Genomic DNA, 26,605 nt, shown 5'->3' with positions numbered 1-26,605 from the left:
TATGGATGGAACATCACAGCCAACTGGCGCTGAAATCACCCAAGCCGCAGAAACTGATGATCGCCGTAGTATTAATACCACAATGGTTGCCTGCAAACGTATTCGCATGGGGGTGTTCTTTGATGGTACAGGAAACAATCGTTTTTTGGTCGGGACGCCCGGATTTGATGGGTGGCATACAAATATCGATTTCCTTGAACAAGCATACAAAGAAACTACTGAGGTCATGAATGGATGTAACGTCACACATGCACATGTGTATGTAATGGGCATTGGCACGGACAAAACGGGCACATATACGCGCGGGATGGCTCTGGGCCTTGGGAAAACGGGGGTGTATCAACGAACTCTGGAAGCAATTGAAGAGATTGAGGGGGTACTCAAGTCAACTTCGGACGGCGAGTTGCAGGCCGCAATTGAATTTGATGTTTTTGGGTTTTCCCGTGGTGCAGCCGCAGCGCGTTATTTCGCAAACCTCGTTAATAATGGTGAGGCATTTGGAAATCAGTTTGGACCCACAAAGGTGAAATTCCTTGGCATCTTTGATACGGTTGGCTCAACCGGAATTCCCGGAAACGAGGCTGAGGTTATTGATATTTCCACTTCCGCCGCCACGGCCGAGCATATCGTACATATTACCGCAGACAGTGAATTCCGTGAGAATTTCCCTCTGACACTCGCACGGGTTGGTCAGCGCATCCGCATGGTGGGTGCCCATTCAGATATAGGTGGGGGCTACGGACCAACAGATACGTCAGGGCATGTCGGTATCAATAATCCGGTGGTTGAGGCCTTGATTAAGCGTGATTGGCTATCTGATGACGAGCAGTTACAGCAAGCAAATTTCATAATGGACGAAATGATTACACCAGGCATGTATCGCTGGAAGGCTGAACCTGGACTGTCCTTTGTTGCGTTGGCAGTCATGCATAAGTTGGCGGTCGATAGCCCGACAGCCGTCCCTTTCAACTCGAACCCGCATGTATTTCCCGAAGACTTGCAACACTTGTATGATTCCATGTTATCCGGGGAACGGTTAGGTGGAAGATCTAATGGTGATATACGCCGAAAATACGCGCATTTTTCCATCAAGGATAGCCCAGGAATGCAAGCTGAAGGTGACGCGATGCGGGATGAATTCACGCTATAAATGCATTTACCTGATTCCATTTCTCAAATTCTCTGATTTGTGAATGCGTGTGTTGTGCTCCCCTATCCGGTCCCACCCCAGCTTTTAATCGGGGGCATTGGGACCATTTCGCTCTTACCATCAATGCACATCCGTTAGCCTTAACCGCCCCCCCCTTGCCTTGAATAACCCGCCCGCGTTCTATCAGCCGATCTATCAAGGCGTGGGTAACTGTGTCGCCGTTGGTCCACCTGCGGTTTCCTTTGGCCACCAGATTGCAGATTGCTTGTTCCCGATAACTGAGGCCCGCCAGATCGGGGGCTAGGATTGTTGACTGGGTTTTGATTGTTGGCGGTGTTGCTGGCCTAATTCCGACTGCCTGCGACTTGCTGGTTTCAGGTCGTGAGGTTGGCAATTCCTGCCCTGTAACTTCCTTATAAGCCGCCTGCACATCAAACCACATGAGTGCCACTCCCTGCTATTCCTGCTATTCCTGCTATTTTGCACTTAACCCATTGATAATAAAACTTAATAACAGAATGGCAGGAATAACAGCCCCCAACATTAACATGCCTCCCCCTTAATGATGCGAAACGCCAATTTTCGGGCGCTTCCCTTCACCACCTGACCGGGCGGCAATGTGGCAACCCATCCGTGCTTTTCAAGTTCCTTCAATACCTCAATCGCCATGGCTGTCTCTCTGAGTGACGCGGGACCATATCGCGAACATCGCCGGGGATTATTTCGGCATCCTTCCAACTGTCCACCAACCAACAGCGCAAAATTTCGGCCTGTTCTGATTTCTCACTGATTACGGCACCATCAGCCAGGCGGACCGCTTCCGACAGGTGGAATTGTGCAAGCGTGATTGCGTCGGTCATGACTTCGGCGTTCACGGTCACGGCACCGGGATGCGCCCACAATGTCAGCACAGCCGCGATGCGGGCGGCTTGTTCGGCGCTCTTGCTGGCGTAGGGGGTGACATTGCACAGATCGCCACCGGGGCGCTGTGCGGCTTCTGCGGCCACATAATATCGCTACAACAATGCTTTTGCTTCAGCGGAAAGCATCAAGCGGGTGGGCTCAAGCTGGTTTCGGGTGCCTTCCTTCAGTGGCATATCCACCGCCAAGAGGTCAGCCAGCTTTGCAGCGAACCGGGAAAGGGCGGCATCGCTGGCGAGATTGTATCCCTTGCGGGTGCGATACCCGATATTGCTGAGCGGCTCAGTAATCAGAAACCGCGCCAGAAACCCTTGGCCGCTCGCCACGGGGTCAGCCAGCAAGGGCCGCACGGCAATAATAGGCTGCGCCATCATGTGAGACGCCAAACGCCGCCCCCACAGTGTCGATGCACCATCACCCGCCCGCGTGCGATTGATCGGGCTGCCATCCCACAAGCCAGACAGGCCAGCGCAGGTTTTCAAGCGGTTGTCGCTGTTCATGGCGTGACCACCAAAGAAGGCCCCGCCTTCATCCGTAAACAGGCCCAGCGCGGGGTGGCCGTTCTCATACAGCTTTGCCAATCCCTCAAAAGTCGGGTCTGTTGCTGTGCGGTTTGGGGATAGCGGCATTTCGGGACAACGGGGCAGTGCATCCAAATCGGCGGCGGCTTCTATCGCTTTGGGGCCGTTCCCGCTGGCATTCCTGATTAAGCGGCTTTCCTTGGCTTCCCACATACGGATTGCAGCACTTGCCTTTGCCGCTTGTTCGGTGAAGTCCTGCGACTGCTGGCTTTCATGTTCACGCAATCCCGCCATAAGCAATTTATCACACCCGCTTTTTGCGCTCCCCTGAACGGGCAATGGTCAGGCAGAACAAAGAGGCCGGGGCATACACATGTGGCGAACCGCCCCGGAACTACTCGGAATTAGGCGGAAAAACGGTGCGGTACATTTCGCCCGCACCATTTTCTGTATTTCAGTGACCGGCTATGAAACAATCCAGCTTTAGTGCAAGCCTTCAGAACGGGACATCACTGGCGCGCTCGGCGGCAACGACGAAACCGGCTTTTACTTTTTTGGAACCAGCTTTGTCGAATTCCACATCCAGTGTGTCACCCGTTGCTTCCATAACAGTGCCATATCCGAACTTTGTCTGAAAAATACGGTCTCCGGGGCGGAACAGTTCTTGGGCATCACCATCCACCATAAGATTGCTGCGCTTACGCTTGGGCGTCACGGCGGTACGTGGACCAGATGATTGTCGCGCCTGCATGCGTTTAAAGCCAGGCGTGTCCCAGCCATCCGCATTCATCGCACGGTCCTGCATCGCACTGACGGTGCCGCTGTTGCCAAAATCGTCATTGTAATTGCTGGCGTAACCGGTAGCCCCACCCAGTGCCGGGGAAGACAGAACTTCGACATGCTCAGGCGGCATTTCGTCAATGAAACGTCCTGCAAGCTGGCTTTGCCATTGCCCATAAACACGACGATTTTGGGCAAAACTTATGTAACATAGCTCTTCCGCGCGCGTGATTCCGACATAGGCCAGACGGCGCTCTTCTTCGAGTCCCTTAACTCCGCTTTCATCCATGGATCTTTGGCTAGGGAACAGACCTTCTTCCCAACCGGGCAAAAAGACCACGGGAAATTCAAGGCCCTTTGCCCCGTGTAGGGTCATGATTGTCAGCTTTTCTTCCGACTCAGAGCTGTCATTTTCCATAATCAGCGAGACATGTTCTAAAAACCCCTGAAGGTTGTCGAAATTTTCAAGTGCTTTCACAAGTTCTTTCAGGTTTTCCAGACGCCCCGGGGCTTCGGGGGTTTTGTCTTTCTGCCACATGGCGGTGTAGCCGGATTCATCCATAATCATTTCAGCCAACTGTATATGGCTGATCTGTGGCGTAGTGTCAGGTTCTGAGAAATCCTCGAACAGATCATCATCCTGATCATCAATCTGCTGAGATACACGCCCGATGCGGGTCAGATCACGCCAGCGATCAAAACTTTCAACCAGTTTTGTGAGTTCGCCTTTGGCTTTGCCTTTAATTTCCCCGTCGCGCAGCAAAATACGCGTTGCATCCAGCAAAGGCACGCCATTTGCGCGGGCACAAATCTGGATATTCTGCAGCGCTTTGTCACCGACCCCCCGCTTGGGCACATTCACAATACGTTCAAACGCCAGGTCATCTTCGGGCTGGGTAACAACGCGGAAATAGGCCATGGCATCACGGATTTCCATACGCTCGTAAAAGCGTGGGCCGCCGATCACGCGGTAGGGCAAACCAATTGAAAGAAAACGATCTTCAAAGGCACGCATCTGATGTGACGCCCGCACAAGAATGGCCATGTCTTCTAAACTGCGCGGGGCCATACCACGGGTACCACGCTGAACAGATTCAATTTCTTCACCGATCCAGCGGGCTTCCTCGTCTCCATCCCAATGGCCAATCAGGCGTACTTTTTCTCCATCCTGGCGTTCGGTCCAAAGTTCCTTGCCCAGACGGTTTTCATTGCCTGCAATCACTGCGGACGCTGCCGCCAGAATATGCGGGGTTGAACGGTAATTCTGTTCCAGCCGCACCACATGGGCACCGGGAAAATCCTTTTCAAACTTCAGGATGTTGCCCACCTCGGCCCCGCGCCATCCATAGATCGACTGGTCATCATCCCCGACGCAACAGATATTCTTATGCCCCTGCGCCAACAGCCGCAGCCAAAGATATTGCGCAACGTTTGTATCCTGATATTCGTCCACCAAAACATAACGAAACCAGCGGTGATATTGCGCCAGCACATCATCGTGTTTCTGAAAAATCGTCACCATATGCATCAGCAGGTCGCCGAAGTCGCAGGCATTCAATTCGCGTAGACGGCGCTGATATTGTTCATACAGCGCCGGGCCCATACCATTAAATGCAGCGGCCTCACCTGTTGGCAGTGTTTCCGGCGTCCAAGCGCGATTTTTCCAGGCGTCAATGATATTCGCCAGTTCGCGTTCTGGCCAGCGTTTACGATCTATCCCTGCCGCTTCGATTAGCTGGCGCAGCAGGCGTTTGACATCGTCCATGTCAAGGATTGAAAAATTCGTTTTCAGCCCCACCAGTTCCGCATGACGGCGCAGCAATTTCACACAGATTGCGTGGAAAGTGCCCATCCAACGCATTGCATCGCCACCATGGCCCAGATACCCCCCAACGCGATCGCGCATCTCTCGCGCAGCCTTATTGGTAAAGGTCACGGCAAGAATTTCGTCAGGGCGTGCACAGCCTGTGTTAATCAGATGTGCAATACGCGCGGTCAGAGCCTTGGTTTTCCCCGTGCCTGCGCCCGCGAGCATCAAAACAGGACCATCCAAGCGCTCCACAGCTTCGCGCTGTGCCGGGTTCAATTCATCCAGATAGGGCATGGGGCGTGCTGCCATGGCCTGCTGACTTAAAGAAACAGGTGCGGCATCTGGCGCGGCGGCGGCCTCAAAGGCGTCGAATTCGTCGAAATCACTCATACGCCGGAACTTAGACATATATCTGCGTCTTGAAAAGAAGTGTTCGCAGATTGTTCCGCAAGAAAATGCACGGGTTCGCTTTTTTATGTCATCCTGTCGCAATGCGAGGCCAGATCACGAACAAAATGTTACAGAAACCTCACAAAGCGGGGTGAGTCTCTTGTGCTGCAGCGCAGCATTTGCAAAGCTTGCCCTGTCAGCAGATCTCAGGGAGACCAGCCTCATGCCCGAATTCAACAAAATTCTCATCGCCAATCGCGGCGAAATCGCCATCCGCATCATGCGGGCCGCCAATGAAATGGGCAAAAAGACCGTTGCCGTCTTTGCCGAGGAAGACAAGCTTGGCCTGCACCGTTTTAAAGCGGATGAAGCTTACCGCATCGGTGATGGTATGGGCCCAGTTGCCGCTTACCTGTCGATTGAAGAAATCATTCGTGTCGCCAAAATGTCTGGCGCGGATGCGATCCACCCCGGTTATGGCCTGCTGTCAGAGAACCCCGAGTTTGTTGATGCTTGTGAAGAAGCAGGCATCACATTCATCGGCCCCAAAGCCGCCACCATGCGCGCGCTGGGGGACAAAGCCAGCGCCCGTCGCGTCGCTGTTGAAGCCGGCGTGCCTGTCATTCCCGCGACTGAGGTTCTGGGCGATGATATGGATGCGATCCGCAAGGAAGCGGCAGAGGTTGGTTATCCCCTGATGCTGAAAGCCTCTTGGGGTGGTGGCGGACGCGGGATGCGCCCGATCTTCTCTGACGCTGAGGTTGAGGAAAAGGTACTGGAAGGCCGTCGCGAAGCGGAAGCGGCCTTTGGCAACGGTGAAGGTTACCTTGAAAAGATGATCCAGCGTGCGCGCCACGTTGAGGTTCAGATTCTCGGCGACAAACACGGCGGCATGTATCACCTGTTTGAACGCGATTGTTCCGTGCAGCGTCGCAACCAAAAAGTCGTTGAACGCGCCCCGGCCCCGTATTTGACCGAAGAACAGCGTCAGGAAATCTGCGCTTTGGGTCGCAAAATCTGTTCCCATGTGAACTACGAATGTGCGGGCACCGTCGAATTCCTGATGGATATGGATGACGGCAAGTTCTACTTCATTGAGGTCAACCCACGTGTTCAGGTCGAACACACCGTGACCGAAGAAGTCACCGGCATCGACATCGTACAATCCCAAATCCGCATTGCCGAAGGTGCGACCATTGCCGAGGCCACCGGCAAAGCCAGCCAAGATGACGTGCGCTTGAATGGTCACGCGCTTCAGACCCGGATCACCACAGAAGATCCACAAAACAACTTTATCCCCGATTATGGCCGCATCACCGCTTACCGTTCTGCGACAGGTATGGGTATCCGTCTTGACGGCGGCACGGCCTATGCAGGCGGTGTGATCACGCGTTACTATGACAGTTTGCTGACCAAAGTGACCGCCCATGCACAGACACCTGCCGCGGCGATTGCACGTATGGACCGCGCCCTGCGTGAATTCCGTATTCGCGGCGTGTCCACCAACATCGCCTTTGTGGAAAACCTGCTGAAACATCCGACCTTCTTGGACGACAGCTATACCACGAAATTCATTGATGAGACCCCAGGTCTGTTCAGCTTTAAGAAGCGTCGCGACCGCGGCACCAAGGTTCTGAACTACATCGCGGACATCACGGTGAATGGTCATCCCGAAACTGAGGGTCGCGCGGAACCAGATGCTGCGATTGCCGCGCCAAAAGCACCAATGTCGACGCTGGATATTCAGCCCGGCACCCGTAATTTGCTTGAAGAAAAAGGCCCACAAGCCGTTGCGGATTGGATGAAAGCCCAGCCACAATTGCTGCTGACCGATACCACCATGCGTGATGGGCATCAGTCCCTTTTGGCGACCCGGATGCGTTCGATTGATATGATCAAAGCAGCGCCGGCTTATGCCTCGCGTCTGCCGCAGCTGTTCTCTGTGGAATGTTGGGGTGGTGCGACCTTTGATGTGGCCTATCGTTTCTTGCAGGAATGCCCATGGCAGCGCCTGCGTGATCTGCGCGTTAAAATGCCAAACCTGATGACACAGATGCTTTTGCGGGCCTCAAACGGTGTGGGCTACACGAATTATCCTGACAATGTGGTGCAGGGTTTCGTCAAACAAGCCGCTGAAACCGGCGTTGATGTCTTCCGCGTGTTTGACAGTCTGAACTGGGTTGAAAACATGCGTGTCGCAATGGATGCCGTTGTTGAAAACAACAAGGTTTGCGAAGGCACGATCTGTTACACAGGCGACATTCTGGACCCAAACCGTTCCAAATATGACCTGCAATATTACGTCAATATGGCCAAGGAACTGGAAGCCGCTGGTGCCCATGTTCTTGGCCTGAAAGACATGGCGGGTCTGCTGAAACCGGCTGCTGCACGTGTGCTGGTTAAGGCCTTGAAAGAAGAGGTCGGCCTGCCGATCCACTTCCACACTCATGACACATCCGGCATTGCGGGCGCGACCATTTTGGCCGCGGCCGATGCGGGTGTTGATGCTGTGGATGCGGCGATGGATGCGTTTTCTGGCGGCACGTCTCAGCCGTGTTTGGGTTCCATCGTCGAAGGCCTGCGTCACACGGATCGCGACACGGGCATCGACATTGAGGTTGTGCGCGAAATCTCGACATATTGGGAACATGTGCGCGCGCAATATGTGGCGTTTGAAAGCGGCCTTGCCGCCCCTGCCTCTGAGGTTTACCTACACGAAATGCCCGGTGGCCAGTTCACCAACCTGAAGGCGCAGGCGCGCAGCCTTGGCCTGGAAGAGCGCTGGCCCGAGGTCGCAAACACCTATGCGGATGTGAACCAGATGTTCGGTGATATCGTGAAGGTGACGCCATCCTCCAAAGTAGTCGGCGATATGGCCTTGATGATGGTCAGCCAGAACTTGACCCGTGATGAAGTGGAAAGCGCCGACACGGATGTGGCCTTCCCTGACAGCGTCGTCGATATGATGCGCGGTAACCTTGGGCAGCCTCCAGGCGGGTTCCCAGAAGGCATCGTAAACAAAGTTCTGAAGGGTGAAGCAGCTTCAACAGCCCGTCCGGGCGCGGATATGGAACCGGTCGATCTGGAAGCCACCCGTCTTGAGCTTTGCGGCACGCTTGAGGGTTACAAATGTGACGGTGAGGATCTGATGGGGTATCTGATGTACCCGAAAGTCTTCCTTGATTACATGGGCCGTCACCGCACCTATGGCCCTGTCCGCACCCTGCCCACCCGCACCTTCTTCTATGGGATGGAACCCGGCGAGCAAATCTCAGCCGAGATTGATCCTGGGAAAGTTCTAGAGATCCTGCTACAGGCTGTGGGTGAGACCGATGAGAACGGCGAAGTGAAAGTGTTCTTTGAACTCAACGGTCAACCCCGCGTGATCCGTGTGCCAAACCGTATGGTGAAAGCAACCGCCGTGAGCCGTCCAAAAGCCGAAGAAGGCAACGCCAACCATATCGGTGCGCCAATGCCGGGTGTTGTGGCCTCTGTGGCCGTTGCGCAGGGGCAAGAGGTCAAAGAGGGTGACCTTCTGCTGACGATTGAAGCCATGAAAATGGAAACCGGCATTCACGCGGAACGCGACGCGGTTGTGAAGGCCCTGCATGTCGCTGCTGGTGGGCAGATTGATGCGAAAGATTTACTGGTAGAACTGGAGTAATCCGCAGTTCTTCTTCGTGGGGTAAACCCCACACTCATCACTGCGCGCGGGGGCCACAGGCCTCCGCGTTTGCATTCGAAAGGGTAGCGGCGGCGGCCTGACGTAGAATTTACGGCGCATAACCTGATACACAGTTTATAAAGCATCGGCCAATGTCGGGGCACATGCGATTTTCTGACCTCGAATGCGCGGCCTGCCCCAACAGGCAGACCTGAACTTTATAGATTAACCCAGCGCTTGCATGGGCAGCCACAGTACAATGACGGGGAAGGCCACCAACAGTGCGATGGTGATCGCATCTGCAATGAAAAACGGCGTCACACCTTTGAACACATCTTGAACGGACAGATCATCACGCACGCCGGCTACGACAAAGCAGTTCAGACCAATTGGCGGGGTAATCAGGCAGAACTCAGCCATTTTCACAACCAAAATCCCAAACCAGATTGCACACATCGGCCCGGACATGCCAAAGGTACTGTCTGCTGCGGATACAAATTCACCACCATTCAGCGCCATAACCGCAGGGTAAACCACAGGTAAGGTCAACAACAGCATGCCTATGGCATCCATAAACATGCCCAACACGGCATAGGCTAAAAGGATGAAAACCAATGTCAGCATTGGCGATTGTTCTAAGCCGGTGATCCAATCAGAAAACGCACCTGGAAGGTCCGCAAACCCAAGGAAACGCACATAGATCAACACCCCCCAGATGATGGTGAAAATCATCACAGACAGCTTTGCCGTTTCCAACAATGCGTCTTTCAGCTGTGGCCAGCGCATCCCGCGCCACAAAGCGATGCAAAATACCACAAATGCCCCAATCGCGCCGCCTTCTGTTGGCGTGCCCCAAGCATCGCCTCCGAAAGGGTTGTAAACGAATAGGATAATCGTTGCGACCACGAACAGAATGGGCAAAGCCGCTGGCAGACATTCAAAGCGTTCACGCCATGTAAACCCTTTTACAGGGGGGCCGAAATCCTTGATCACCATCGCCATGCCAATGATCAACAGGCCATATACGATCGCTGAAAAGATACCCGGCAAAAAGCCAGCCAAGAGCAATTTTCCAACGTCCTGTTCAACGATAATCGCGTAGATCACAAGGATCGCAGAGGGGGGGATCAAACTGGCCAAAGTCCCACCTGCGGCAACGACACCCGCTGCGAAACGTTTATCATAGCCAATTTTTAGCATTTCAGGGATGGCAATGCGGGCGAATACTGCGGCTGTCGCGACCGATGCCCCGGATACCGCCGCAAACCCTGCCGTTGCAAAGACGGTAGAGACAGCCAAGCCGCCAGGAACCCAAGCAATCCAACGTTTTGCCGCTTCAAATAAGGCCTGCGTCAACCCGGCGTAATAGGCGAGATAACCGATCAAAATAAAGGTCGGGATCAGAGAGAGAGCCTGTGTCGTCACTTTCGAATGAGGCACCTGACCTGCAGTTTTGGTAGCTACAGTCAATGCCCAGCCAAAATCATCAATGCCATAGTTTTTCTTCGCCCAGAAGATCCAAATCAAACCAATCATCCCAGCGAGGCCCGCAGCAAAGGCAACGCGCATTCCTAGGACGACCATCAGAAGCATTATACCTGAAACGATCAGGCCAATTGTAATAGGTTCCATATTTTATTCCCCGCCCAGGCTGCTGACGTGTTGCGCTTCTTCTTGTGCTTGCTCAGCCGCGCTTTGGATCATCGGCACCGCAACCGGTGACGGGTCATTCTTTACAAAGGCCCGGGTGTAACTGCATAGCTGTAAAACCAAACGCGCGCATAAAACCGAAAATGCCACAGGTGCCATCAATTTCGCAGGCCAAAGTGGGATGCCAATATCAATAGAACTGTCACGGCTCCACATTGGGGCGGCAAAATCAAAAGCACGGTCAAAATGCGCCCAGCTGCCCCAGACCAACAGGATCATCAGAATCAACATGGCAAAAACTGTGATCATCTCTGCCAACCAAAGCGCCCGGCCTTTCAGGGCTCCAATGACGATATCCATGCGAATATGGCCGCCATTGCGTTGTGTATAGCTGACACCCATGAACGCAATGAGGGGCAAGACCTGTTCAATCCAATCAACATAGCCAGGCAAAGGCTGGTTGATCGTGGACCTTCCAGTCACCGAAACCACAGCAAATATCATCAGTGAAAACACGGCAAAACCGCTGACCAGCGCCAAAACAGTTTCTAGTTTCAATAACTTCAGATCAAGGCGACTGATAAGAGTGTCATCCTCGCGCACCGCACTGCTGCCAGCCATAGTGCCCCCCTTTAAAAAGAAAGCCCCCCAGAATGAACCGGGGGGCATATTTTAGAGTTTAGCGTTGAGCGGCAAGTGTGATTTGTACAAGGTCGTAAAGTTCTTGTGCAGGAATGCCCTGGGCTGACATATCGTTGATCCATTGTTCACGGATCGGGTCAGCAGCAATCGCGCGGAACTGTGCAAGTTCATCGTCCGACAATGTTACGCGTTCAACGCCCTTTTCTTCAAGAATACCGTCCCAACGGGTCAAAAGCTCGCCATAGTTTTCAAGGTAGTGCGCGATAGCTTCGTCCACGGAACTGTCCAGCGCTTCACGTTCGCTGTCAGACAGCGCATCGTAAGCGTCAGTATTCACAACCACCGGGCAGTTCACGGTGCCGGGATTGAGGTTTTCTGTCCACCAGTCCGCAATATCAATGGTACGGAAAGCCAAATGGGCGTGCTGTGCAAAGGCAACGGTATCAACCACGCCGCTTTCCATCGCGTTATACGCCTCAGTTGCGGTCACAGAAGTCGGCACGCCGCCCACTGCCTCAAACGCTTTACCGATGCCGCCGGTAGCACGCACACGCATACCATCAAATTCGCCCAACTCGTCACGCGCATCGCCTGTGCCAACGATGTTATATTGCGGCATGGGCGACGTCATCAAAAGCTTAGCATTCCAACGCGCAAGATCTGCCTGCACCGCCGGATGTCCATAGACCGCATGGGACACAGCAACTTCTTCAGCCAGCGTATTCACGCCCAAGAAAGGCAGTTCCAACACGGTGATGGTTGGGTTCTTATCACGATGATATCCAGCACAAAATTGCGCCATTTCGAAAGCACCAATAGAAATACCATCAAGATTTTCACGGTTCTTCGAAAGCCCGCCATAGCTGATGTTCATCGTGAACTCGCCGTTGGTTTTCTCAGAAACAAGCTCTGCCAGACGTTCCACATGTTCAGTGAAAGCGCGACGCTTTCCCCAAACAGACACGTTCCATTCCGTTGCAGCAGCCTCGGAAGCGAATGCCACAGCCAGCGCAGCTACAGCAGTTTTGCTAAGAATAGTCTTCATAATATTCTCCCTGAATATGGTGACGTGTTTTATTGTCACTCGTTTTCGCAGACACCCTAGCCCCAGGAAATGCCTTTGGCTATGGAGAATATTTGGAGCTTGTAACCATCCGCCAAGCACGGAAGTCGTCAGATATGACTTGCATTGCTGTGATCGCTTAGAACGTCCGCGTTTTTGACCTTCGCCTCTGTTTTCAGACAGTCGGGTGCCTTCCCCCTGTCCATAAAAGAAACACCAAATGGGACAGCATCGACGGAAGTATACGGACGACTATAAGGCGGCAGCGGTTGAGCGGATTTATGATATCTGGCGCGACGCAGAGCAGCGTAGTGAAAGAGCTTAGGATTGATCGGCCCCCAATGATAATAGAGGTGAATCACGGCCAAGCCTAAGCTGCAAGATAATAATGGGTCCTGAGCCTAGCTCTTCCTGCGTACAAAACACGTTTTTTAATTCCCGCCAAGCAACCCGCGCAGGGCGTCTTTTGCTTCATTTTCAAGGCCACGGCGGATGGTGTCACCAACGCTTTCACCTTCTTGCTGCGTCACGCCCAGTTCTTCTTCCAGCTTCTCAGCAGCCCGCGCTTCCAGTTCTGCGCGTTCCTGTTCAAGGCGGGCTTCTGCTGCGGCACGCTCTTCTTCCAGACGAGCCTCAAGCGCAGCTTTTTCTTCAGCCAGGTTCTGGTCAATCAAAGCCTGCAGATCGGGACGGAACTTTGGATCAGACCAGGTCCCTTCAATGATCACAGGCACTGTGATCCCCTGACTTTCGTCACCGGACAAAAACGCCGCTGGGGTCACCCGGTAATCAATTGTCTGCGCACCAATGCCGATTGTTCCAGCCCCATCCGCACGAATGCGGCTTGCTACAAATGCCAGATCGTCATTGCGCAGAACGCCACCATTGATGGTGAAGCTTGCCCCGGCAGAGTCAAAGATCGTCTTCTGGCCTTCGCCTTCAAACGACAGATCCAAATTGCGCAACATGCCCGCAAGATCCAGACCACGCAGTTCACCTTGACCAATGGCAAAACGTCCCTCTCCGGACAGGCTGTTCATAATGTCATGCATATTGTTGCCAACACCCAGAAACCGCATGCTGAAATCTGCATTCCCGATCAGGCGTTCATATCCGGCGAGATCTGACAAAGCGGGCTGCAGCGCCATCTGGGCAAAATTCAGGTTGCCACCAATGGACAGCCCACTGCGGTTGTTCATCACAAAATTGCCGGACACTGAACCCTGATAGGCTGCAATCTGATCGATTGTGAATTCAATCCGGGAATTGTCCAGCGTTGCCGATGTGCGAGTTGCCCCCAGTTTCAGCGTGCCCAGATCGATACTGTCCGCCGAGAAGCTTACCCGTGCGTTGGCCAGCGACAGGAAAGACGCATCAATCACGTCACGCGGCCAGCCACTGCCACCCGATGCACCATTGGCAGGGGTTCCACCTTCTTTGGAAGATGCTGCAAGGCTAGAAAAATCAAGAGCCCCCGCAGTCAGGCGGGCCTGCAGATCCGGGCGACTGCCCGCAAGTGCCACATCAACATCACCCCGCAGTACATTTTGATCTAGGGTCAGGGTTGCACCGCGCAGGTGTACAGATTGTTCAGGCGTCAGGGTGAAGTTACCATTCACTGCAATCGCCTGACCAAAGCCACGCGGAACAGACACAGGTGACTGACCCGCCGTTTTATAGACAGACGCCATGTCATCCAGATCCGCGTTCAGCGTGCCTTCCAATGCGAGGGGCATCCAACCCCCGCGCCCGTTAAACCCCGCAGTGGATCCACCAATCGACAGATCAGCCGCCAGACCGGATACAGCGCCATTCAAAAATGGCCCAAATTCAGAAATAGTCGCATCCAGAACCTGGTTCACACCATTCATGGACATTTCAAGGTGTACTGTGCCTTCGCCTTCAAACGCAGGCAGTTTCAGTTCCATATTCACGTTGCTCAGGGCAACATCTGTGCCGCTCTGATGGTCTAGCCAACGCACGGCCCCATCAGACACGATCCCTTTTCCAACGGTGAACGCCGGGATCGCACCACTGCTGCCACCCGAAGATGAAGACGCCGTTTCAGATGTAGTAACGCCTTCGAACGCCCAGTTCGGTGTCCCGTCGGACCGCACCTCTAGCAGAACTTCCGGTGCTATCGCTTCGATCCGGCGGATATCGATATTCCCGCTAAGAAGCGACAGGGCATTCACCCCCACCAGCAATTCATCCGCCGCAAGCATCGGTCCATTGTCAGACCAAGGGGCGTTTGCGATCTCTACCCGTCCGGTGCGCACACCCAGAACCGGCCAGATCGTTGTGCTGACATCTGATGAAATCTCAATCGGGCGGCCAGTGGCGGCCTCAAATTGTTCTTTTGCGATTTGCGCGATCTTCTCGCCAGGGATCATCAAAAGCCCCACCACAGCGATGACAACAACCACAACCAAAAACATGAAAAACCGGATGATCCAGCGCATAAGCCCGCCCCTTACTTTACTATTTATCTGAATCTATGCATCACAGGCGGCAGGGACAAGAGGCGGATCAGCACCAGGCAATCCGCCGCCCGTTATGTTAAACGGCGATCCGGGGACGGCCTGACGCCTCAACCGTGATTTCTGCCTCGATGAACACGTCATTGCCTTCGATTTCCGCGGTGCGGATATCACGCATTGCATTCACTCGGATACCTTCGGCGCCAGACGTTTCAGCCGCCTGTTGCGCTGTACCGCGCAGGGTGTCTTCCAGATGCGACAATGCCTTATCCACATCTGCGAAATCCTGTGGCGCCCCCCCAAGATGTACGCGGAAACAGCCGCTTGATGGGCAAGTTACCGTACCGCTGTGACGGATCGTAACCCGCCCCACCACAGCCCCAATCGCATTGGCCACACCGGCATGTTCTGGGACTTCCATTTCACACCCAAGAAGCTTGCCCACTTGCGGATAGTACGTTTGCGCCGAGGCCCCAAGGCCCACCACCGGCAAGTTCAGACCCGTCTCCACACGTACAAGCCCACGATGCCCGGCCAGTCCTTTTTGCATCAACGTATGGCGGGCAAGTTCCGCCGGTGCCTGCTCGAATCTGTCGCCTTCTTCTGCAAACGCCGCTTCGAGAAGCGCAATCCCCGTCTGGTGCGTCAGCTGATCCACGATCATCTGCGCCAGATCTGTTGCACTGCCTGCCAGAACTTGACCGCCCCCAGCTACCTGCTTGCGGAACAGATCCAGGGCCATTTCTGCGGCCACCTGATCCCAGGCCGTATTCAGCCCCAGAACATGGCTGGCATCTGACGGCGTTACGCCGGACACCTGCACCAGACCACGCCCAACCAGACGTGCAAGAACAGAATGTTCAATCCGGTTTTTCAGCGTCAGATCCAGCGGTTTTACACCTTCTCCGATACGATCCAATAGGGCTGTTTCCCGCGCAGCAAGCCCGGATCGAGCAGGCCCATCAACAGCTTTCAGGAACCGGCCATGCAGCACATCTGACACATCAGAACGCAGTTGCCGAACCAAGGTTTCATGTACGATTTTGGGCGCTTCCGTTGCAATCAGAGACACCGGAACGATACGTTTGGGACCAAGTTCCAACCCACTTTGCAAACCACGGGTTACAAAATGTACTTCGCTGTCACCACCAAGGCCGGTCGTGCGCATGGCTACAGCTTCGACCATCGTGCGAAACGGCCCCACCTGCGCACCGTTCGGGTCAATCGCCGGCCGCCCGTCACGTAACAACGCCACATCCGTCGTCGTGCCCCCGATGTCACTGACCAACGCATCTGTTTGCCCGGTCATCCAGCGCGCACCAACGATACTTGCAGCAGGACCCGAGAGGATGGTCTCGATTGGACGTTCCAGTGCCATTTCCGCAGAAATCAACGCACCGTCACCACGCACAACCATCAAAGGTGCATGCACGCCCAGCTCTCCCAAACGGGTCTGAGCACGCGTGATCAAGCGATTGATAATCCCCACAAGGCGTGCGTTCAAAACAGCAGTAATCGCCCGCTTTGGGCCATTCAGTTTTGCACTTAAATGATGTGATGCGCTGATCGCTTTGCCCGTCACTTCTCGAATAATCTCAGACACACGCTGTTCATGTTCTGGATTGCGTGTCGCGAATTGTGCAGCAACAGCAAACCCCGACACATCTTTACCTATGCCTGCAAGCCAGCTGCGCAACCCTGTCTCATCCAGAGGCTTTGCCTGCCCGCCAGTATGATCGTGACCGCCCTCAAGAAACAACACAGGATCCCCGGCCATAGCATCGGACAAACCGTGACGTTCCAAATCCTTCGCACCAAACCCTACAAGCACCAGGGCAACACGTTCCCCCTGCCCTTCGATCAGCGCATTCGTCGCAAGCGTTGTAGACAGGGACGCAAGGGTAATTTCAGACCGCGCGACATCCGCTGTGTCTAAAACCTCTGCCACCGCAAGACCAATGCCCTCCGCAAGATCATGACGTGTTGTCAAAGATTTAGCCGAGGCCACCACAGTCTTTTCATCCCGCACCAAAACCGCATCAGTATAAGTGCCGCCGGTATCCACCCCAAGAGATAAAGTCATGTCTGTCCTCCAGTGAATAGCCGTACATAAGTGTTCCAAACTGATCATTAGTGCATGATCCATCTCTGGTCCATCAGTATGATCCAGCTTTCTTGACGCTCTGATCACAGACATGATCTGGTCTCAGATCTCATACAGACAAGCTTTCGCAGACTGCCAGTCAAGAGAAGAAATTTAGTCTTGCAAGGAAACCCGGTCTTGTCTTGCTTATGTTCCCATCACTCAACTGATTTAGGCGGCCTTTCGTTCGAAAACCAAGGGGATTTTGCCACTTAGCGAGGAGTACCGTCGTCTTGGATTTGACCGGCCCCCCGAAACGTCCCTTACTTTAATGCAGAGCTCGCTCCTTCAGGCAGTGCGACCCAAAGTGTCCCCGTTCGAGGTTAGATTTTCCGCATGTTGATCACACCGACGGGTTGAATGCGTCCGGCAATCTCATCTGCGATGCTGAGACTTTGTTCCCAATTGCGCTGTGCCGTCGTTCTTCTTTTTCGTATCGACCGTTACCCAACCGTCAGAATGCGGATCTTGCGACCAGTATCGTTCAGGCATGCACCATGAGCGGCCCTACAACAAAAACACAACCCGATGAGCCCGGCCAATCTGTTAAGAAAACGTCTGCATCGCTCAAAACTGTTGGGAAATTTCGGCCAAGACTACTACATTCTCACACACAACAACGTCAGAGCTTACTGCCCTTGGCTGAAATGATGAAATCATCATGTCTGTGACGGGACGCATATGTTGGAAGATACAGCGGCGCTGTAAGGCAAAAAGTCAGAGCGCAAGTCGCACAAGGAAAGCGCGAAATTTAACAGAAGAACAGAACGATACAAAAGCAAAAAAGCCGTGAAAATGTCAAGAAAAGGCTATTGCACATCGTTCAGCTACGCCCTAAAAGAACGACACCACAAGGCGTTAGGCGAGTTGGCGGAGTGGTGACGCAGCGGATTGCAAATCCGTGTACACCGGTTCGATTCCGGTACTCGCCTCCAATAAAATCAATGACTTAAACTACAACCAAAAATCGCGCACTAGAAATTGGTGGCGATTTTGGTGGCGAAAAGATTCTTTCACTTTTCTGCGTAGAAACACGGGCCGCAAACGCCGACACCGTAATTTCGCAACACACAATCATGTATTGAAATCCCATGCGGCGCAGTCGAGCCTGACTTAAAAGTCGCCACTGGATCATTCCGGCATCCGTCACGCCGCTCTATATTATGACCAGCGCAAGAGTGCTTCCGCTTGGCTCAGGACTGTATTGATTGCCGCCGGTGCAAGATCAGGCGGATAACCGAATTTCTTCAAGATGCGGCGCACAAGAACCCGTAATTTTGCTCGGGCGCTTTCCTTCAAGTGCCAATCAACGGTGACGTTCTTTTGCAGTTGTTCAACAAGCTCATGGGCGATGACACGCAGCTCATCGTTACCCATTGCTTCGACTGCGCTATCGTTGAGTGCCAGAGCGTCATAAAATGCCAGCTCCTCGGCCGTCATGCCCAGATCATCTCCGCGTTGGGCAGATGCGCTCAGCTCTTTGGCCATGTCTATCAGTTCTTGAATCATTTCCAGACTTGTAATGGCGTTTGCATGATAGCGGGCGACAGCTGCTTCTAGGCGTTCTGAGAACGCCTTAGCCTCAACCACATTTTGTTTCTGCCGAGCCTTGATTTCCCCAGCTAGCAGTTTGCGCAGCGCCTCAAGCGCAAGGTTCTTCTGCTTCATCCCCTGAATTTCGCTCAGGAATTCATCAGAAAGAACCGAAATCTCAGGGCTTTTCACACCAGCTGCGGCCAAAACATCAATGATGCTGGCATCTGCGATGGCCTCAGACATGAGCTGCGCCACCGCAAATTCTTTTTTGCGCGCACTTAACCCTGACTTTGGCGAGGCCTTGGTCAACCCTGCTTTGACGGCTTGGAAGAAACCCACCTCTTCTTTCACCTCTTGCGCATAGTCACTGGCAGAGGCCAACGCGAATGCTTTCGCAAGCTGCGAAACCAGTTCCTGAAACCGGTTCAGCTCTTGCCGCTTCGCCTTTTCTTCCTCAGTGCCGTCCGCCGCTACTTTTTGTTTTTCCAGCACCCATTCCAATGCATCTGCAAGCGCAAGCAAACGTTGCTGTGGCGCGCCCAACACGCCTGCTGAATAGTCATGCCCGGAAAAAAACTCGCGTGATTGCTCAACAAATTCCTGAAGGGCGGCAACCGCTTCTTCCTCGCTGATGCCCGTTTGGTCACGATCTGTGGCGGTATAATTTTGCAGCGCATTTTTAAGGTTCTGGCCTATGCCGATATAATCGACCACTAACCCACCGGGCTTGTCCTTGAACACGCGGTTCACACGGGCGATGGCCTGCATCAACCCATGCCCTCGCATTGGTTTGTCGATATACATGGTGTGCATCGACGGCGCGTCAAAACCTGTAAGCCACATGTCCCGCACAAGGACCAGTTTCAGCGGATCCTTAGTGTCCCGCGCACGTTTGGCCAAAAGATCACGGCGGCTTTTATTCCCAATGTGCTGCTGCCATTCCACCGGATCAGAGGCCGAGCCGGTCATGACAATTTTGACCACACCTTCCGTGTCACTTTCAGAATGCCAGTCTGGGCGCAGCGCAATGATCTGATCGTATAGATCAACACAAATCTTCCGGCTCATGCAAACGACCATGCCTTTGCCATCCATGGCCTGAACACGATTCTCAAAATGAGACACAATGTCAGCGGCTACGGTCCCCAAGCGCAAGGGGGCACCAACAAGCCGTTCAACACTGCTCCAGTTGGCTTTGGCCTTTTCCTGTTCTGACAGGCTCTCATCATCAAACAGCGCATCCACGGCGGCATCAATCTCGGGCAGCTTGTCTTGCTCCAACTCAACCCGCGCCAGCCTGCTTTCATAGTAAATCGGAACCGTCGCCTTGTCCTCAACCGCGCGGCTGATGTCATAGATATCAACATATTCGCCAAATACCGCCGGAGTATTCACATCCGCTGCCTCAATCGGAGTGCCGGTAAACCCGGCAAAGGACGCATTGGGCAAAGCTTGGCGCACATAATGGGCATAGCCATAGCGTCTCTCGCCTGTGGCCCGATTAAGCTTGGCGTCAAAGCCATACTGGCTGCGGTGGGCTTCATCAGCCAGCACAATGACATTGCACCGATCCGACAGCATCGGGAAATGCTCTTCCCCCGGTTGAGGGGAAAACTTTTGTAAGGTTGAAAAAATCACACCGCCAGATTGGCGATCTAGCTTTTCGCGTAGGTCCGCACGGTCGTCGATCTGCTCAGGCGTCTGGCGGATCAAATCCTTGCACATGGCAAAGGTTGCAAACAATTGATCATCCAGATCATTGCGGTCAGTCAATACAACGACTGTAGGATTGCCCAACACTTCTGATCGCACGAGAAGCCCTGCGAAAAATGCCATCAAGAAACTTTTACCAGAGCCTTGAGTGTGCCAGATCACACCAACCTTGCGATCACCATCTTCGCTGACGGCATCAATAGCGCTGATTAAGGCTTTGCGCGCGCCGTGGAACTGATGATAACCGCCAACAATCTTGAATGGCCCATCGCCCTTATCACCAAATACCGTGAAATCCCGGATCAATTGCAGCATGTATTCCGGCTGAAATACACCGCGCAGCAGGGTTTCCATCTCTTTCGGGCCTTCGGGTGTGAAATCATCCTGCGCGCCTGTCACCGTGCGCCATGGCATGAAACGGTCCTCTCCGGCACTGAGCGAGCCAATGCGCGCCAACAGGCCGTCAGAGGTAATCAATACCGCATTGGTGCGAAACAGAGATGGGATCTGCTGTTTGTAGGTTTGCAGCTGATTGAATGCATCCGATATCGTCGCGTTTTCACTGGCGGCATTCTTCAATTCGATCACCGCAACGGGCAGACCGTTGATAAAGGCAACAACATCGGGGCGGCGATTATGCCCGCCTTCAACCACAGTGAATTGATTGGTGACGGTCAGATCATTGTTGGCTGGATTGGCAAAGTCGATCAAACGGACCTTGTCACCTTTGATCGATCCATCCGCGCGGCGATATTCAACATCAATGCCATCGACCAAAAGGCGGTGTATGCGCCGATTTTCTTCGATCAAAGAAGGCGTTTCAGAAACCTGCACCTGCTTGATCGCGGTGTCCAACGCCTCTTGTGGGACATCTGGATTCAGCCACTTTGCCGCATCCGCCAAAATATCACGCAACACAACTTCACCAAAAGATCCACGCGCCTTTTCTTTGCCATCCGGTGCAATCAGCTGCGGATCGGCATAGCGCCATCCCAGATCCTGAAGGATGTCCAGCGCGGCAAGTTCCACAAGATCCTCGGTAAAACTCATATCAAATCCCTACCATTGCGCACGCTGGCCGAACTTGACATTTGCCGCGACATGACACATTTTGAGGACAGCTCATCTGCCATGCGTAGAAGGAGTATTCGAGGCCGCTCCGGGAAACCGGCGCGGCTTCAGCCATTTTGGAGGGTTCCATTTGCAGTATCTCTTTCTCTTCTGAGCTTACGAATACGATGGTCGTGCTCAGTGCAATATGCTGTTTTCAATAAAAAATTCTGTGATCGAGCGGATAGAACAACCAAATATTCTTCTCGCAACCACAGCAAGGTGTTCGTTTCACGCTTCCGCTGGTTTTCCCAGACGTCTATTTCGGCGCAACTGTCCGCATTTTCGATAATCCACCGAATCCACGTTAGGCGTTCACACCGCCGTAAGTCCGGCAACCGGTCATCCTCGACACGCCCTTCAGAAATCAGATGCCAAAAACCTGCCCATTTGCGCTCATGCTCGGGGTTACGGCGGGCAGTGACCTTTGCCCCACGAAAGCGCAGATCATGTTGCAGGATGTCACTCTGGAAAACATCGTAGAGGCCGTCCTCATAACGAGGCCAGTCTCCATTAAAGTTATTGAACGAAATCAGATCAGGTAGAGCCATTTGCCCCGCCATTTGCTTCCCACCGGAACAGGTTAAACTTAGTCGCCCCAAAAGAGGACGAGCGGGTCAGAATATTGTCCCCGAGACGCAGCTTTAAATCCTCAATCAACTGCAGCTTCGCATCACTGCCCTGCAATCCGCGACTCTGATAAGCAACTGCACCGATCAGCAAATCGGCCAATTGCAAAACAGGGCTTTCATGCGAGCGGATCTGTTGAACGCGATGAATGGTCTGATGATCAAAGTCGTGAATGCTATTGCACAGCACCTCATGCATATGCCGCACCTTATCACTGCCGCGTGTATCCTTGATGTCCAAGTAGACGTTATAGGAGTGCGGGGCTGAAAACACATAGCGCAGCATAAGATAATACATCTTATAGTACCAGTCATCATGGGTCTGATCGTATTCATCATGGTTCAGGATGGACTTGTCAGGAACAAGAATGCCGCGAAACCGCAGGGATGTGTCATTCAGGAAAAATGCAATCAACTCCCGATAAAATGGCAGCGCGCCCTTTGACACCTTGGTCCATTTGATCTCGAACCCCGGCGCGACATTATGCCGGTCTTTGATGCCGCGAACAGCGTTTGAGATGCGCCGGATTTCAGACGCATCACAATAGACGCCTCCCAGCACCATCGCCCGTGCGCGATCATTTTCCAGATGGCAGCTTTCGTCGCAATAGATGTTGATCAAACGGGCCGTCAAATCAGGCTCCTTTCCACAATGGACGCAATATGTTTCTGAACCTGCATCTCTAGAAAATCTCCCCCAACTTTTTGACAGCGCGCCGGATCTCAATGTCCGTAAAGTGATTTTTCTCCAGCTTCGGCTTCCACTTAGGATCAGAGGCAATATCAGATTTGATATTCGCGACCGTCACTTCCAGCCCCTTCCGCTCCAACTCCTGCTTGGCAACATCAACGGTGGCAACACATTCCATCCATTCCATTGATTCACCTTTGAAATGCCGCGCCAGCCAGTCAACCGCATCGCCCAAATCGTATTTCGCAATCAACGGCTCAACTTCAGAATACTTACTCGCGGGTTGGTTCCCCGGAATACGGCTCCCCTGTGCGTTGATCTTTTTTGTTTCACGGATCCAGCTACGCTCACGTGCAGAACCTCTGATCTCATGGTTAAACGCCCGATCATATGGGCCTGCGGCCTCCCTTTGGAACCCGGATAGCGAGAGCGCCTGTTTGCGCTTCAAGAGGTAAACCCCTTTCATCACGCGCACATTGCCGACCAACAGATTATCCTTTTGCAGCGCCTTCACCGTAGCCGCGACAATCACGGCGTCACGCTCTTCTTTCTGTTCAGGTGAGAGGAATTGATTGCCCAGCAGGTCGGTCGCAAAATCCGGGGTGGGTTTGGCCACTTCAGAAAGCTGCACCACCTTCGCGTCTTTCAGGCGGATTTCCCCGGACATGAGTTTGGGCAGGAGGAGGTCGCGCATTTCGGCGAGGGTTTGGTTTTCTTGTCCGTTTGCTTTGATCTTCGCGAACAGTGGGGCGATGATCTCCTCAAATGCCGTGTAGCAAGGTTCACCAGCTCCGGCGAAGCTGAGGCTGGAGAAGGTGTTTCGGGTGATCGTCGAGAACACAGAACCATGCGCCATCGCTTTCAAGCGTTCGACAAGCTGCCCTGTTGCAAGGAAGATAAAGCGCTCTCCGACAGGTTTCTTAGGTCTCAGCGCGTAACATGACTGATTGAAAGTCATATCTCCTGGAGCCATCCCAATCTTGCCGACAGTGCCGCGCGCTGAGATGATTGTGGTTCCCTCGGGGACCATGCGAGCGGAACTATTCTCAAGACCGGCTGTCGTAATGCTCTTCTCCGTCGAATGCACATATACCGCGCCTTGCGTTGGAGCGTCGACGACGGAGAACCAAGGTATATCTCCGCCCCAGTATTCGGCGACCTTGGTTTTGGGCGTGCCTCCCCCGACGATCTCCACCAAAGCTTCGAATGGTTGCTCGTCCCATCCCTCAGGCAAACCATCATCGCCCAGTTTCGTGGGAAACAGCGGTGCGAGGGTGGCGGCTTTTTCGGGGGGGAAGGCTTGGCCCATGATGGTGGCAGGGTCGGTTGCGCCTTCCATTTGGCGGCGGGTGGGGCCGAAATCGACGAACCAATCCCGAAACAGCGCCCGCGCCATCTCTTCCAACGTCTCATTCATCCGCCGGTTCAGCTCGATTTTATCGTCGAGGGCGCTCAGCAAACTGCTGATTTGGTCTCTTATGGTAGCCTGCTGAGGAACCTTTACTGGGAATTTCCGCAACTCCCCAAGTGGAACATATTTTTGCGTTGTCCCTCTACACCTTGCATTCAACTCGGCTTTTGCTTCGGGCGATTGCAAATAATAGTAAAGCCAGCGACCCAATTCCTCACTCTTCGATTTAAAGAGCCCCATGTTTTTAATGGCATATTCTGGGTCACCTTTTTCAAGGTATACTTCACCAACGGTGCCAATCATCGAAATCAAAACGTCCCATTGATCGACCTTGCTTCTACGGTTCACTTCTTCAAAATCGCTTTCAGAAATCAAATAAGCATTAGCCAAGTCTAATCGGCAGCCGTTCAGATGTTTTGACGTAATCAACTTTCGCCCAGCTTTGCTTTCCTTGGGGCTAGCGTGTGTACCGTCTCTAACTGACGAACAAAACTCGGATGCTTCGACTTCAAGCCATTCAATCATTTTGGGTCACCCGCCCCAAAGCTTCCATAACAACTTGTTGCAGCTTTGATGTGTGGGTGAACTCTGCCTTTAGCTTTGCTTGTAACGTTGCAAACTTCTCTTCAAACGGTTCGCCATCATCAAAAGCGTCAGCTGCCCCTACATACCGCCCCGGCGTCAGCACGTGGTCGAACTTGCGGATGGTCTCCAGCCCCTCAGACCTACAGAACCCCGCCTCGTCGGCGTAGGCCTCCCAGCCTTTTGCCTCCAATGTCTCGGGCTTCGCGCGCCAGCGGCGGTAGGTACCTGAGATCTGCTCGATGTCCTCATCCGAGAACTCGCGCCGCACCCGGTCCACCATATGACCCATGTTGCGGGCATCGAGGAACAGCACCTCTCCGCGTCTGTCTCGCAGCCCGTTGGCGGATTTGTCCCGGCTCAAAATCCACAGGCAGACGGGAATTTGCGTAGAATAAAACAGCTGTCCCGGCAGGGCGACCATGCAATCAACGCGGTCTTGTTCGATCAGTTGTTTTCTGATCTCGCCCTCGCCGCTGGTTTGCGACGACATCGACCCATTGGCCAGCACCACCCCCGCGTGACCGCGTGGGGCAAGGTGGTGGATGATGTGCTGGATCCACGCAAAGTTGGCGTTGCCTTTGGGCGGCGTGCCGTATTGCCAGCGAACATCTTCCGTCATGCGATCCCCGCCCCAATCCGAGATATTGAACGGTGGGTTAGCAAGGATGTAATCGGCCTTGAGGTTCGGGTGGCTGTCTTTGTGAAAGCTGCCCGCGCTGTCCCAGCCAATGTCGGCATCAATGCCATGTACGGCAAGGTTCATTTTGGCCAAACGCCATGTGGTGTGGTTGATTTCCTGTCCATAAACGGCAATGTCATCCGGGCGTCCGCCGTGTTCTTCAATGAATTTCTCGGACTGAATGAACATACCGCCCGACCCACAGCATGGGTCATATACGCGGCCCTGATAGGGTTCGAGCATTTCAACAAGGGTCCGGACCACGGAACGCGGTGTGAAAAATTCACCGCCTCGCTTGCCCTCAGCGCTGGCGAAACCAGAGATGAAATATTCATAGACACGCCCCAAAAGATCACGCGCGCGATCATTGCTATCGTGCAGTTTGATGTTGGAAAACAGATCGACCAGCTCGCCCAACATGGTTTTATCCAGCGTCGGGCGCGCATAAGTCTTTGGCAGAACCCCTTTCAAGGTCTCATTGGTCGGAACGGCCTCAATGGCCTCCATCGCGTCGTCAATGATTTTACCGATGTTCTCAGAGCGAGCATTTTGCTGGATATGGGACCAACGGGGCGTTGTTGCATAGATGCGTTTGGTTCAGTAAGCAGGCGGCTTTGTAATCGATTGGATAGCGCTGATGCCGCATAAATTCAACGACGCGCGTCGGCACAAGTTCGAGAAGAAGCGGTACCGGGTTTCGAACTGGTCCGAATACAATGAGAGCCTGCGTCAGCGCGGTGATGTCACAGTTTGGTTGAGCCCCGAGGTAGAAGCCGCATGGCGCGCAGATCGCCGCAAGTCGCGGGGTGGCCAGCCGGTATACTCCGATCTGGCGATCACTGTTTGTCTGACGCTTGGCATGGTTTACAAGCAGCCCCTGCGCCAAACAGAAGGCTTTGTCCGCAGCCTCATCAAGATCATGGGACTGGATCTGGCTGTGCCCGATTACTCGACCTTTTCCCGCCGTGGAGCTGGGTTGGTTTTGCCGATGGACCCGCGGGCGCAGACGAATGGCCCGATCCATTTGGTGATAGACA

Annotated in this window: 15 protein-coding genes, 1 tRNA gene and 1 pseudogene; 4 read left to right on the top strand and 13 right to left on the bottom strand. The window is 53.6% G+C overall.

The genetic code is table 11. The features are described 5' to 3' along the window. The first annotated feature begins 1 nt into the window (after position 1). Positions 2-1,150 (top strand): T6SS phospholipase effector Tle1-like catalytic domain-containing protein, encoded by a 1,149-nt coding sequence (locus tag ACPGUT_RS09690; protein WP_423990800.1) that lies wholly within the window; start codon positions 2-4, stop codon positions 1,148-1,150. On the opposite strand, the gene ACPGUT_RS09685 is transcribed toward ACPGUT_RS09690, so the two are convergent. The 3 genes and pseudogenes from ACPGUT_RS09685 to ACPGUT_RS09675 all read right to left on the bottom strand — a co-directional run bounded on the left by ACPGUT_RS09685 (position 1,140) and on the right by ACPGUT_RS09675 (position 5,572). Next, on the bottom strand, positions 1,140-1,592 hold the full coding sequence (locus ACPGUT_RS09685; RefSeq protein ID WP_423990798.1) for a hypothetical protein: 453 nt from the start codon (positions 1,590-1,592) through the stop codon (positions 1,140-1,142). The genes ACPGUT_RS09690 and ACPGUT_RS09685 overlap by 11 nt on opposite strands. Positions 1,593-1,800: 208 nt before the next feature. Next, positions 1,801-2,931, bottom strand: a pseudogene (locus ACPGUT_RS09680) (YfjI family protein). A 157-nt stretch (positions 2,932-3,088) separates the two neighbouring features. Beyond that, on the bottom strand, positions 3,089-5,572 hold the full coding sequence (locus tag ACPGUT_RS09675; RefSeq protein ID WP_423990834.1) for an ATP-dependent helicase: 2,484 nt from the start codon (positions 5,570-5,572) through the stop codon (positions 3,089-3,091). 223 nt (positions 5,573-5,795) lie between these two features. Here ACPGUT_RS09675 and ACPGUT_RS09670 point away from each other — a divergent pair, with 223 nt between their 5' ends. After that, on the top strand, positions 5,796-9,236 hold the full coding sequence (locus ACPGUT_RS09670) for a pyruvate carboxylase (RefSeq protein WP_423990796.1): 3,441 nt from the start codon (positions 5,796-5,798) through the stop codon (positions 9,234-9,236). Between the two features lie 225 nt (positions 9,237-9,461). Here ACPGUT_RS09670 and ACPGUT_RS09665 read toward each other — a convergent pair whose 3' ends face one another. The 5 genes from ACPGUT_RS09665 to ACPGUT_RS09645 form a co-directional block, all read right to left on the bottom strand. Then, positions 9,462-10,868, bottom strand: a complete 1,407-nt coding sequence (locus ACPGUT_RS09665) for a TRAP transporter large permease (protein ID WP_423990794.1) — start codon at positions 10,866-10,868, stop codon at positions 9,462-9,464. A gap of 3 nt (positions 10,869-10,871) precedes the next feature. Further along, complete coding sequence (locus ACPGUT_RS09660; protein ID WP_423990792.1) at positions 10,872-11,507, bottom strand: TRAP transporter small permease subunit; 636 nt, start codon at positions 11,505-11,507, stop codon at positions 10,872-10,874. Positions 11,508-11,565: 58 nt separating this feature from the next. After that, positions 11,566-12,573, bottom strand: a complete 1,008-nt coding sequence (locus ACPGUT_RS09655) for a C4-dicarboxylate TRAP transporter substrate-binding protein (RefSeq protein WP_423990790.1) — start codon at positions 12,571-12,573, stop codon at positions 11,566-11,568. A gap of 449 nt (positions 12,574-13,022) precedes the next feature. Next, positions 13,023-15,053, bottom strand: coding sequence for an AsmA family protein (locus ACPGUT_RS09650; RefSeq protein ID WP_423990788.1), 2,031 nt, complete (start codon positions 15,051-15,053; stop codon positions 13,023-13,025). A gap of 97 nt (positions 15,054-15,150) precedes the next feature. Beyond that, the gene (locus tag ACPGUT_RS09645; RefSeq protein ID WP_423990786.1) at positions 15,151-17,154 is read right to left on the bottom strand and encodes a hydantoinase/oxoprolinase N-terminal domain-containing protein; all 2,004 of its coding nucleotides are present in this window, start codon (positions 17,152-17,154) and stop codon (positions 15,151-15,153) included. A 921-nt stretch (positions 17,155-18,075) separates the two neighbouring features. On the opposite strand from ACPGUT_RS09645, the gene ACPGUT_RS09640 reads away from it, so the two are divergent. Further along, a tRNA-Cys gene (locus ACPGUT_RS09640) sits at positions 18,076-18,149 on the top strand. A 226-nt stretch (positions 18,150-18,375) separates the two neighbouring features. Here ACPGUT_RS09640 and ACPGUT_RS09635 read toward each other — a convergent pair. From ACPGUT_RS09635 to ACPGUT_RS09615, 5 genes are all read right to left on the bottom strand, one after another. Next, positions 18,376-21,513: a type I restriction endonuclease subunit R gene (locus ACPGUT_RS09635; protein ID WP_423990784.1), complete on the bottom strand. Its 3,138-nt coding sequence runs from the start codon at positions 21,511-21,513 to the stop codon at positions 18,376-18,378. 128 nt (positions 21,514-21,641) lie between these two features. After that, complete coding sequence (locus tag ACPGUT_RS09630; protein ID WP_423990782.1) at positions 21,642-22,124, bottom strand: hypothetical protein; 483 nt, start codon at positions 22,122-22,124, stop codon at positions 21,642-21,644. Beyond that, on the bottom strand, positions 22,111-22,836 hold the full coding sequence (locus ACPGUT_RS09625) for a DUF3800 domain-containing protein (protein ID WP_423990780.1): 726 nt from the start codon (positions 22,834-22,836) through the stop codon (positions 22,111-22,113). Before ACPGUT_RS09625 ends, ACPGUT_RS09630 begins: the two co-directional genes overlap by 14 nt. Positions 22,837-22,885: 49 nt before the next feature. Further along, on the bottom strand, positions 22,886-24,829 hold the full coding sequence (locus tag ACPGUT_RS09620; protein ID WP_423990778.1) for a restriction endonuclease subunit S: 1,944 nt from the start codon (positions 24,827-24,829) through the stop codon (positions 22,886-22,888). Then, the gene (locus tag ACPGUT_RS09615; protein ID WP_423990776.1) at positions 24,822-26,075 is read right to left on the bottom strand and encodes an SAM-dependent methyltransferase; all 1,254 of its coding nucleotides are present in this window, start codon (positions 26,073-26,075) and stop codon (positions 24,822-24,824) included. Before ACPGUT_RS09615 ends, ACPGUT_RS09620 begins: the two co-directional genes overlap by 8 nt. 130 nt (positions 26,076-26,205) lie before the next feature. Between ACPGUT_RS09615 and ACPGUT_RS09610 the strand changes: the two genes are divergently transcribed. Next, positions 26,206-26,605, top strand: a 400-nt coding sequence (locus ACPGUT_RS09610) for a transposase (protein ID WP_423990774.1), incomplete at its 3' end; no start/stop codon positions are given.

Origin of the sequence: Halocynthiibacter sp. (assembly GCF_049608145.1) — a bacterium.
Taxonomy (GTDB): domain Bacteria; phylum Pseudomonadota; class Alphaproteobacteria; order Rhodobacterales; family Rhodobacteraceae; genus Halocynthiibacter.
Note: the sequence above shows the minus strand (reverse complement) of the source record. Positions and strands in the feature narration are given on the sequence as shown.